The sequence below is a fragment of the Xanthomonas sp. NCPPB 3570 genome (assembly GCF_056725115.1).
This window is the reverse complement of record NZ_CM161513.1, coordinates 2382810-2395277: the sequence shown is the minus strand read 5'-3', so window position 1 is coordinate 2395277 and position 12468 is coordinate 2382810. Positions and strand designations below refer to the sequence as shown.

Annotated in this window: 3 protein-coding genes and 1 pseudogene; 2 read left to right on the top strand and 2 right to left on the bottom strand. The window is 62.5% G+C overall.

Annotated features, from left to right (window positions below):
- Positions 1 to 77: 77 nt before the first annotated feature.
- Entirely contained in the window at positions 78 to 6560 is a 6483-nt protein-coding gene (locus tag AC1PLR_RS10525; RefSeq protein ID WP_481103483.1) for an amino acid adenylation domain-containing protein, read from the bottom strand.
- Positions 6561 to 7355: 795 nt separating this feature from the next.
- Here AC1PLR_RS10525 and AC1PLR_RS10520 point away from each other — a divergent pair.
- A complete protein-coding gene (locus AC1PLR_RS10520) occupies positions 7356 to 9821 on the top strand; it encodes a penicillin acylase family protein (RefSeq protein WP_481103482.1) in 2466 nt (821 codons plus the stop codon).
- Entirely contained in the window at positions 9818 to 11557 is a 1740-nt protein-coding gene (locus tag AC1PLR_RS10515) for a cyclic peptide export ABC transporter (RefSeq protein ID WP_481103481.1), read from the top strand. Before AC1PLR_RS10520 ends, AC1PLR_RS10515 begins: the two co-directional genes overlap by 4 nt.
- A 6-nt stretch (positions 11558 to 11563) precedes the next feature.
- Here the strand turns inward: AC1PLR_RS10515 and AC1PLR_RS10510 are convergent.
- Positions 11564 to 12337, bottom strand: a pseudogene (locus AC1PLR_RS10510) (transposase).
- Between the last annotated feature and the right edge of the window lie 131 nt (positions 12338 to 12468).

The window sequence follows — 12468 nt, the reverse complement described above, 5'->3', positions numbered from 1 at the left end:
GTTCGATTTCCGACGATGATGAATGCGTCATGGCGTACCTACGGAACGAATTGCCGATCTGGCGAAAATGAGTCGATTCATGCGTCTTCTGTTTCCAGCAAGGCACGCAAGTCGTCGGCGGACAGGCCCTCAAGCGCATCGGCATGAGCCGCAATGGCGTCCTGGGGGTACTGCTCTACGATGGCGCTCACCACAAGTGCGGAGAGAGCCGAGAGCTGAGCGGCCTGGAACAGACTGGCAACCGGTACGCTGACGCCGAACCGCTCACGCAATCGTGAGGCGACCTGCACGGCCAGCAGCGAGTGGCCGCCCAGCTCGAAGAAGTGGTCGTGGCGCCCCACCCGTTCCACGCCCAGCAGGTCCTGCCAGATCGCCGCGATCGCCTCTTCGATCTCCCCGTGCGGCGCTTCGTACGCACGCACCGCAACCGCCGCCGTCTCCGGCGACGGCAGCGCCTGACGGTCCAGCTTGCCATTGGCCGTCAGCGGCAACGCCTCCAGCGCCACGAACGCGCTCGGCACCATGTACTCGGCCAGCCGCTGCAGCAAGGCCTGCCGCAGCGCCGACACATCGCAGGCCACACCCGGCGCCATCACCACGTACGCCACCAGCCGCGTGTCGCCCTCGCCGTAGGCACGCGCCACCACCACCGCCTCGCGCACATCCGCACACGCCAGCAACTGCGCCTCGATCTCCCCCAGCTCGATCCGGAAGCCGCGGATCTTCACCTGGAAGTCGTTGCGCCCCAGGTACTCGATCGTTCCGTCGGCCCGCCACCGGCCCAGATCCCCGGTGCGGTACATCCGCGCCTGCGGATCGGCACTGAACCGGTCCGGCACGAACCGCTCCGCGCTCAACTGCGCACGGTTCCAGTAGCCGCGTGCCACCTGTACCCCGCCGATGCACAGCTCACCGGCCACCCCCACCGGCACCGGCTCGCCCTGCCCATCCAGCACATACATGCGGGTATTGGCGATCGGCCGTCCGATCAGAACCGCGGGCCGCGTCGTGCCCTCGGCACAGTTCCACCAGGTCACCTCGATCGCCGCTTCTGTCGGACCATACAGGTTATGCAGCTCCACCTGCGGCAGCTTCGACCGTACCTGTGCCGCCAGCGCCAACCCCAGCGCTTCGCCGCTACAGAATATCTGCCGCAGTCCCGCACACCGGCCCACCGGCAGGCGATCAAGGAACGCCTGCAGCATCGACGGCACGAAGTGCGCCACCGTGATCTGCGCACTTTCGATCAAGGCGATCAGATAGTCCGGATCCTGATGACCCTGCGGTTGCGCCAGCACCAGCCTGGCCCCGGACAGCAGCGGCTGAAATATCTCCCAGACCGACACGTCGAATCCGAACGGCGTCTTGTGCAACACCCGTTCGCCCACCATCCAGGGGAACTGCGTCTTGCCCCAGTGAAGGCGATTCATCACCGCATGGTGTTCGTTCATCACCCCCTTCGGTTGCCCGGTCGAACCGGAGGTGTAGATCACGTAGGCCAGGTGCTGCGGCGTCAACCCGGCGACCTGCAGGTCATGCGTCGGCGCGTCTTCCCACACCCGCGCCGTCAAGACCAGCGTCGGCACCTGCGCATCCTGCGGCAGCAAACCGAGCGTGGACGGCTGTGCCAGCACCGCCGTTGGCGCACAGTCGGCCAGCATCCCCGCCAGGCGCTCGCGCGGATGTGTCGGGTCCAGCGGCACATAGGCCGCGCCGGACTTGAGGATGCCCAGCAGGCCTACCACCATGTCCAGCCCACGCTCGGCGCAGATCGCCACTCGCGCATCGGGCATCGCGCCCACGGCGGCAAGCCGGTGCGCCACCTGATTCGCACGCCGGTTCAACTCCGCGTAGCAAAGCGTCACGCCTCCGCACTCCAGCGCCACCGCGTCCGGCGTAGCACGAGCCTGTTCCTCGAACGCGTGGTGGATCAGCGTCATCGGCCGCGGCATCGAGGTGGCGTTGAATACCTCCAGCACCCGCTCACGCTCCGGCGACGACAACCACGGCAGCGAGACCAGTGCGCCCTCGTGCTCGCACAGCGCCTGCAGCAGCGCCTCCAGACAGGCCACATGCCGCTCGGCCGTCGATGCATCGAAAAGATCGGTCGCATAGGACAGTTCTCCGATGATCCGGTTGCTCTCAGGCCGCAGTGAAAGCTCCATATCGAAGTGCGCTTTCGACGCTTCGCTCTGCAACTGCTCCACTTGCAACCCCGGCAACGACAGTGCTTCGTCTCCAGGCGTATTGTCGAAACTGAGCATCACCTGGAACAGCGGGCTATGGCTCATGCTGCGCACCGGCTGCACCGCCTCGACCACCTGCTCGAACGGCAGATCCTGATGCTCGTAGGCGCCCAGCGTCGTCGCCTTCACCTGTGCCAGCAGATCCGCCACGTCCGCCGCCCCGCCCACGTCCACCCGCAGTGCAAGCGTATTGACGAAAAAGCCGATCAGTGGCTCAAGCTCCGGGCGCACCCGGTTGGCTACCGGCGTCCCCACCACCACCTCCGCCTGCCCACTCAGCCGCGACAGCAGCATGGACCAGCCCGCCAGCAGCGTCATGAACACCGTCGTGCCGTGGCGCCGAGACAGTGCTGTCAGGTCGTCGCACAGTCCGGCTGACAACTGCACTGGCACGCATGCGCCGGCATAGCGTTGCACCGCAGGCCGCGGACGATCAACCGGCAACTCCAACAGTATGGGGGCGCCTCGCAGCTGCCGGCGCCAGTATTCCACCTGATCGCGCAGCCCCTCTGCATACGCAGGGCTGCGCTGCCACAGGGCGTAGTCGGCGTACTGCAGCGGCAACGGCGGCAACGGATCAGGCTGTCCGGCCCGAAATGCCGCATACAGCGAATTGATTTCGTTGATCAACACGTTGATCGACCAGCCGTCGGACACGATGTGATGCTGTGTCATCAGCAGCACATGCTCTTCATCCGCCAGACGTACCAGCGACCCGCGGATCAGCGGGCCACGCGCCAGATCGAACGGCACGTGCGCTTCATCGTGGCGAAGACTGGCCAGCACGACCGCCTGCTGATCGGCAGGCTGCCCGCGAAGATCATGTGCCCGCAAGCAGAATGGCGTGTCTGGCGCCGAAACGACCTGTACGGCATCTCCCTGGTGACTCACAAAACCAGTGCGCAGGATCTCGTGCCGGCTGACAACCCGGTCCAGACTCGCTAGCAAGGCGACATCATCCAGCACACCGCTCAAACGCAATGCCACCGGCATGTGGTACGCCGCCCCGGCCGCCGGATCGAGCTGATCCAGGAACCATAGCCGTTGTTGAGCCCAAGACATCGGCAAAGCAGGAGGCCGCGGTGCAGCCAGCGCAACAGGCACCTGCACGGATGCAGCCGATTCGTCAGCACGGGCCAGGAACGCGGCCAGATCGAACAACCGAGGGTGCGTGAACAGATCGCGCAAACGCACCTCGCATCCCAGTGCCTCACGCAGCCGCGAGGCCGCTTGTGCCGCTGACAGAGAATGCCCACCCAGCTCGAAGAAATCGTCGTATCGCCCGACCTGTCGCAAACCCAACAGCGCACACCACACGTCTGCGATACGCTGTTCGACCGGTCCGCAAGGGGACTGGTGCGGTTGCCGTACCACTGCATCGTCGCCCGGTTCGGGCAGTGCTGCACGATCGATCTTGCCATTGGGCGTCAGCGGCAACGAGGACAGCACAACGTAGGCAGCAGGCAGCATGTAGGCCGCCAGTTCAGCGGCGAGCGCCCGCCGCAGCTGAGCGACTCCGATAGCAGCGCCTTGCCTTGGTACCACATACGCGACAAGCCGCTTTTCTCGGTGAACGTCTTCTCTCGCGAGCACCACTGCTTCGTCCACACCCGGGAACGCCGCCAGGCGCGCCTCGATTTCGCCCGGTTCGATTCGAAACCCGCGGATCTTGACCTGAAAATCAGTACGGCCTACGTATTCCAGGATCCCGTCTGCGCGGCGGCGACCGAGATCGCCGGTCCTGTACATGCGTGCCCGGGGATCTGCCACAAACCCATCACGCACAAAACGTTCGCTGGTCAACTCCGGGCGATTCCAATAGCCCAAGGCCACCTGCGGACCCGCGATGTACAGTTCACCCACGACACCTACCGGCACCGGCGCGCCCCATCGATCAAGCACGTGCACTTCGGTATGCCCCACTGGATGGCCGATCGGGACATCCTGTCCGTCCTGCAATGCCCCCTGCTCGAGCAGCATCGCCGTCGCATATACCGTGGTCTCGGTCGGTCCGTAGGTATTGAGTACGGGACAGGCCGTGGCCTGACTCCATGCGTCGAAGAAGCGTCGCTCTACCTTTTCTCCTCCCACCACAACGCGGCGTACCGATGGCGACGGCGCACCGTCCCGCAGGGCAATAGCCCAGCGATTCCAGAATGCCGTGGGCAGGTCGACGGTGTCGATCCGGTGGCTGGCCAGGAATGCGGCGAACTCCGCGTCGGGAGCCAGCAATGTCTCTGGCCGAAATACCAGTGTCGCTCCGGCCGATAGCGTCGGAAATATCTCGACAACCGAGCTATCGAACGACGCAGAAGCGAACTGCAGCATACGCTGGCCGGGTGCCAATGCACAGTTGCCGATATGCACGGAGACCTGTGCTGCAAGGTTACCGTGCGTCACGGCGACGCCTTTCGGCTCGCCGGTGGAGCCGGATGTGTAGATGAGATACGCGACGTCGTCGGACTTCGGCGCATTCGCTGCGCTCAGCAGCATCACGTCAGCCTCAGCTACATCTGTTCCTGGCAGCACCACGCGATCGACGTCAGCGCGCGTCGGCAGAACGTCATCGGATGCCGAAGACACGACTACGCAGGCTGGCAGGCTGTCATCCAGCATGTATGCCAAACGGGCCCGGGGATAGTCAGGATCGAGAGGCACGTAGGCTGCGCCCGCTTCCCACGTCGCCAGCATCGCAGCAACCAGTTCCGTACCGCGTGGCAGGCAAAGCGCCACGCGATCTCCACGGCCGACCCCTCTCTCGGCCAGTCGGCGCGCGATCTGGCTAGCGCGCCGCGCCAACTCGGCATAGGTGACTTCGACATCGCCGTCAACGAGTGCAATAGCCTCTGGTGCCACCGCTGCCCAGTGCCTGAAGCCTTCCAGCGCCGACCGAACAGCCGCGCACCCTGCCATACCTCCACTCGTGCTCGCTGGCCGAGGTGGCATGAGTTCCAACGCATAGACCTTCTGCGTCTCATCAGACGCCATGCTCCCCAGCAGATGTACCCATGCGTTTGACCATTCGGCGATGGTCTCACGCTCGTATATTGACGGGTTGAAACGAAGGTCGCAGCGCACCCCGGTCTCGAGTTCCATCGCCTCAAGCATCAGCGGGAACGTCTCGCCGCCGCTCCGCGCTACCGGATAGCCCCGCAAGTGGAGGCCCGCCCAGGCGATCGGCGTCGATGCCTGGCACTCTTCCCAGAGCGCACGCATGCCTGCGCCGTGGCGCGCGTGCTGATATACGAACATGGTCTGGAACAGTTCGATCGTCGACAGACCAGAGCGACCACGCAGATCTTCCACCAAGCTGGAATAGGGATAGTCCTGGTGCCGCAATGCGCGCCGAGAGTCGTTGCGCGCCTGTCGCAACACGTCCTGCACAGTGGTGTCTTCGGTGAATCGCGCAACCAGCGCGACAGGATTGACGAAGTCACCTACCACATGATCCCAGCGCACCCCGCTGCGGCCGGGCATCGGCGATCCCACCGCGATCTCGGCTTGGCCGGTGATGCGATGCAGGAAAATCTGCCATGCCGAAAGAAGGACTGTATAGATGCTTGCGCCATGGCGGCGAGCGAGTGCGCGCAACGCCGTAGTCAACGTCGGCGCAAGCCAGACAGGCACCACCTGTGTTTCGCCTGCTACATCCTGGCATTTGCGATCCACAGGCAACTGCAACGCTGGCGGCAACGACGCCATGACATGATTCCAGTGGGAACGCTGCGATGCCGCCCGCTCCGAGGAAAGCCAGTCGCGTTGCCAGCCTACGTAATCCGGATAGTCGATGTCGAGATCGACTCCCAGTGAAGCCTCGGCATCCTGCAAAAGCAAGCCCAATTGTTCCAGCAGTATCCAGAACGACCAGCCATCTACCGCAATGTGGTCGAACGCCAATGTGAGAATCTGTGTGCCCGCCTCCTGCTCATAGAGAGCCGCGCGATACGGTGCTTCTTGCTCCAGCAAGAAAGGCTGAGATGTGGCCCGAACGATCTCCTGCTGCAACGCAGCTTCGTTCCAACCGGTCACGTCCTCCACATGCAGTGTCGGCGCGACGTCATGGATGAAACGCTGATGTGGTATTCCATCGTGCTCGACGATGCGCAGTCGAAGTACAGCATGACGTGCCGCCAGCTGAGCCAGCGCACTGCGCAACACCTCCGCGCACAGATGGCCCTCGATACGAGCGGCAAAAACGATGTTGTGATCACCCTGGCGTTCGGGTGCCATGCGATACGCCAGCCAGCGGCCGCGCTGGGCCGCAGACAACGGAATCCATTCGGTCTCGGCCACATTGCAGGTTGCCACGGACACGCCCCCTCGACGAGAAATCACGATCCAGCTTCAGCCTGGCGCCTAACCGCGTCGGGTTCGGCGCGACAGCGTCCGACGCAATGCACTGCAAGGCGTTTTCGATACCGGCATTAGCAAAAAAGCGCGCGAATCAGCTGGCGGCAATGCACATCGCATTGCCGCGCAGATCGGACGTCCCGCAGGCATTCACCGTAAACCGCACACGACCTTGTCATGCGACTGAAATTGCCGCATGGCGGATGCCGCAGAGCGAGTAGCGAGTGGCGCGTGGAAGACGCACATCAGACATCCTGTCCATCCCAGTTCATCCCTAAGCTGCAATGACCATGCAGACCATGGCATCGGCGTTGCTGCAAACAACGTTTGGCGCACCAAGTAACGAGTCGTTACGAATGCGTGGTGCGGCTGGACTCTAGCGTCCAAAGCGGGTCTTTCACAATCGCATCACGCGACAATCTCTGGATCTGTGGAGCAAGTCGCACTCTCGCGCAAAAACCAATGCGGCACGGGTTGCATCTAACGCGGCCCACGACGAAGACAACATCCGCGACACGTGCGAAACATGCGCGTTGCAGAACGTGAAAGTAGCCGAGCAACGATCTGGAACTGTGCAAAAGGTGTGATATACAGGCGCACGCCGACGTTGCCAATACGGCAACCAACAGAGATGGAACTGTTCTTCCTAGCGCAATCTGGAGGCGCTCTCCGAATGCTTACTTGCCCTGCCGATGATCTGCGCGCAAGCCCCGAGCATGCGTTTTTCCGACACCCGGCCTACGGCCGCAGGACCGCATCGTGAGTGCACTCCGTCCCTTCCGCACGCACCCCGTTGCCGCACGACTCATCCTGCTGGTAGCGATCCCGCTACTGGCGCTTGCGAGCTGGATCTGGCTAGAACTGCGCGGCAGTCTGCCACCAGAAGCGGCCACACGAATCACGAGTGGCGTGTCCTCGCCGGTCGACATCGAACGCGACGCGCAGGGCGCCGTCCACATCCGGGCGAAAACGGATTCCGATGCCTTCTTCGCAGTCGGCTATGCCCAGGCGCAGGATCGGCTTTGGCAGTTGGAAGTGCAGCGACGCATGGCACGCGGCGAACTGAGCGAGGTGTTCGGCAAGGACAGCATCGATGCCGACGTATGGCTTCGAACCCTGGGCTTGCACGCATCGGCGCGCAGCGCCTGGACCACGCTCAGCGCGCCGGCGCGCGCGTCGCTCACCGCCTACACCGCTGGCATCAATGCGCGTATCGCTGAAACCGACAAGCTGCCCGTCGAGTTCAGGCTGCTGGGACTGAAGCCACAGCCGTGGACCGAGATGGATTCATTGGCTTGGGTCAAGGTTTTCGCCCTGGACTTGGGCGGCAATTATCGTCGCGAGATGGACTACTACCTGACCAGATCGCTGCTGGGAGAGGATCGCGCCGCGACCTTCTTCCCAGGCTATCGCAGCGCTACGCAGGCCACTGTGCCTGCAGCGACTCCATCGGCCGATACAGGCCTCCAAGCGATGGCTGACACGCATCGCCGAGTATTGGCATCACTGCACCTGGCGCTGCCAAACACCGGCAGCAATGCATGGGTGATCGGGGGAAAGCACACCACCGACGGGGGCGCGCTTCTCGCCAACGACCCGCATCTCGGGCTTCAGATTCCCTCGTTGTGGTACGCCGTCAGCCTCGAGACGCCGACCCTGCACTCGAGCGGCATGAGCCTGGTAGGCCTTCCTCTGGTCGTGTTCGGGCGCAATGACCACATCGCGTGGGGCGGCACCAATATGATGGCGGACACCCAGGATCTGTTCTTCGAGCGAACCGACGCAAATGGCGATCGTTACGATACCGACGGCGGCTGGATCCCATTTGAACAGCGCACCGAAACAATTCGGGTCCGCGCGGAGTTCCCCGACGTCCTGCGACGACAGTATGCCCCCGTTACTCTGCATGTCCGAAGTACCCGGCACGGCCCCATCATCAGCGATCAGTTCGCCGTGTTCGACCGACCTGTCGCCCTGCGCTGGACCGGCCTGGATCCCGACGATTCCAGCTATGAGGCATTCTTCAGGCTGAACTACGCCAAAGACTGGACGCAGTTCCGCAGCGCGCTTGATCACCTGGTCGCACCCGCCATGAACATGCTGTATGCCGACAGGGCGGGCAATATCGGCTATATCGGCGCTGGACGCATACCATTGCGACGCCAGGGCGAAGGAACACTGCCGGTACCGGGCTGGGACCCGGCTTATGGCTGGAAAGGCTCGGTCCCCTCCGCCGAATGGCCGCAACGCTACAATCCGCCCGAAGGCTACCTGATCAGCGCCAACGACGGCATCAACGACGCGGACTATCCCTACTTCGTCTCGCATGACTGGGCATCGCCGGCACGGGCGCGTCGCATCCGGCAGCTGATCCAGGCAGGCATCGGTGCAGGCAAGACGTTCGATGTCGCGGACATGGAGCGCATGCAGGCGGATACGCTGGATCTCAACGTAGCGGCGATGATGGCGACCCTACGGAACAGGCTCCCCCCTGACGGGCACTCCAGTCGCGCCGCACAGTACCTTGCGCACTGGGACGGGAACACCCAAGCCGACAGCCAGGCCGCGAGCATCTTCCACGCCTGGATGCGGCAGCTCCGCCAGCAGCTGTATTCCAATCCACTGCAAGGCGACTGGAATAATCCGCAACGCACGCGCCAGCTGCGTCGACTTGCCGGTACGGTAAGGCTCGAGCAACTGGAACAGAGCCTGCGCAACGATGACGGCCACTGGTGCAGCGCCGCCAAGACGGCTAACAGTGCGCTACCCGCCTGCGATGCCGTGCTTGCCACCTCCCTTACCGCTGCGCTCAACGAACTCCACAAGCTGCGTGGGGATTGGAGCATGGACAGTTGGGGGTGGGGTCAGCTTCACCGAACCGTGTATGCGCACCCACCGATGAGCCACATCAAGCCGCTCCGCCCGCTGTTCGAACGCCGGATCGATAACGGCGGCTCCGCCGATGCCATCAATGTCGCGTCGGCCGATTTCAGCGATGCGGAAGGCTATCTCCAGAAATTCGGCGCAGGCTTCCGCCAGGTGATCGCCATGAGCCGGAATCGCATACGGCACGAGTACATGAACTCCACCGGCCAATCAGGCAATGTGATGAGCCGTCACTACGACGACATGGTCGAACCTTTTCAAAAGGTACGCTACTACTCGCTGTCCCCCGCAGCGACTGGCACCGACAGCGCTACCTCCGCCCGCGGGACCCGGCCATGAATCTGCTAGGGCAGTTCTCGGGCCGGGCGCCGAATCGGGTCTTCGCGTCGATCATTCTCGGCGGGCTGTCCGGCATCAGCTACTCGCTGCTGATCCCTCTGGTGCTGAGCGTGATTCAAGATGGCGACCGCCGATTCGACGAAGTCGTCTCGCCACCCACCACGTGGCTCTTCCTGGAGATCGCGAACGCTCCGTTCGCAATCGTCTTTGCGGCTGTCTGCGTCTTCATCCTGGTATCGCGCACCGTATCGCAGATCATGTTGACGCGGGTGGCCATCGATGTCGCGTCGGACCTGCGATCGCAGATGTACGCGCGCATTGCCGCAGCGCCACTTCAGGCGCTAGAGCAGATTGGAGGGCCGCGGCTGATCGCCGCATTGACCACCGACGTGCCCCGCATCGTGTTGGGCGCACGCCTGATGCCGGATCTTCTCATCAATGTGGTCACCCTGGTCGGCATGCTCGGCTTTCTTCTCGTGCTAAATTCGGACGTGTTCGTGTTCGTATTGGGCTGCATCGTGTTCGGCGTGGTGACTTACCAGATTCCGATCATTTTCGGACGCCGATACTTCGTCCGCGCGCGTGCCGGGTTCGACCATCTGCAGGAGTCCATCCACGGACTCATCCATGGGATCAAGGAACTCAAGCTCAGCGACGTCAAACGCGACACCTTCTTCAGCGAAGTGCTCATGCGCCATGAGCGGGAGGTGCGCGACAGCGAGAAGTCAGGGCATACGCTGGTGCGTGCGGCCAGTAATTACGGTGACCTGCTCAGCTTCTTCGTCATTGGCTGCATTCTTTTCATATTCGTGAACTACAGGATCGTGACCAGCTCGGAACTGATCGGCGTGATCATGGCCCTTCTGTACATTACCGGCCCGGTAGCGATGATCCTCAACTACATCCCGCAGTTGACGATGTCTCGTGTTTCCCTGAATCGCGTGGAACGGCTGTTCAATGAAATTCCGGCCGAGGCCATCGCCATGGACCAGCTTCCGGCTGCCACATGGGACCGCATTCGGCTCGAGTCCGTCTGCTACACACATGCTGCTGCCGACGGCAGGGGCTTCCGGGTCGGACCGCTCGATCTGGAACTCCGCCGCGGCGAAGTCACCTTCATTGTCGGCGGCAATGGGTCGGGAAAGTCGACCCTCAGCAAGCTCATCACCCTGCACTACCGTGCAGGGGAAGGCACCATTCGGTTTGGCAGCCAAGCCGTCACCGACGACACGATCGGCACGTTGCGCCAGTGCATCGGCGCGATCTATTCGGATTATCATCTATTCAATCGCGTGCTCGGCGATGCCGATCCTGCCAACCGGACTGAACAGATCACGCACTACCTCAAGGCTCTTGGCCTGGAACACAAGGTCCGCTATGAGGACGGTTGCTTTTCAACGCTGGCGCTCTCCGATGGGCAGCGGCGACGCATGGCCTTACTGGCCGCCATCCTCGACGACAAGGACGTCTACCTGTTCGACGAATGGGCCGCCGACCAGGATCCAACATTCAAGGCCGTCTTCTATCACGAGATTCTTCCAGCACTGAAGCGACGCAACAAGGTGATCGTGGCGATCAGTCACGACGACCGCTATTTCGATATTGCCGACCAGATCGTCACGCTGGAGGATGGCCGGATCAGCCACATACGTGAAACCGGGGGGGACGCAATCCAGCGCAACTTTCAGCCACGTGGCGATACATTCGTGCTCAGGGACGATGCGAGCGCACCCTAGAGCGCGTTATGAATTTTGAAGTAGAGCCTTAGCATTTCCGAGCATGATGATGCTGAAGACGATAAAGTCGATTCCTGCCAGGGTTTCCGGTAGGCGCTCGTAGTCACGAGCCAGGCCTCCGAGCCGATTGACTCACCACAGCTGCGCTCTATGACCCAGCGACGCGGCAGTGGCACAAAGCCTTCTTGGCCTCCGGTACTTTACCGCGCGCAGTTCGATGCCTTCTTCCTGTGCCGCTTCTGCCGGGCTTTTGCTTGTGTCGCCTTGATGGATGAAAGCCAGTTCCTCGTCTTGCCCGTGACATGCTGGACTTCCTGCGCCAGTGATCGCACCTGAGCGCGCCCCTGCTCGCTGGCAGGGGTGACCTGTACTGCCAACAGGTGGCCTAGCGTGTCCACAGCCATATGCACCTTACTGTCGTTCTTGCGCTTATAGCCGTCGTAGCCAACACGCGGTCCACTTTCGCATGTAATCTACAGCGTCCGGCCGATCCAGGATCGGCACGTCAGGTTGCCGTTGCTCGCCTTGCGCAACCGGCAAGATCAAAGACTAGTCGCCAACCATTGCCTTAAAGCAGTCAGCCCGCAACCCCCGCTCGGTAGCTGGTAGAATGCCTCCCACGGCGGAAACCCATGGGAATCAAGCGCCAGGGCGCCCCGGCTCCCGCCATCCAGCGCAAGGCATTGAACATTAAGCGCTGGTCATGCGCTGCCGTGCTTGCGGATCCATCAGCGTCAAGCAGGGTGCAGCGAAGGCCCATTCTTCATTGGATACGTCCATCGGATAGGGGAGACTTCATCCGCTACGATAGCCGTGCGAGCCTCAGGTTCATAACCTGCTTAGCAAGAAATGAAATGGATCCCCGGATCCTGTGGAAATGCTTCCTGCAGCGGAGGTGCTACGACGCTGGG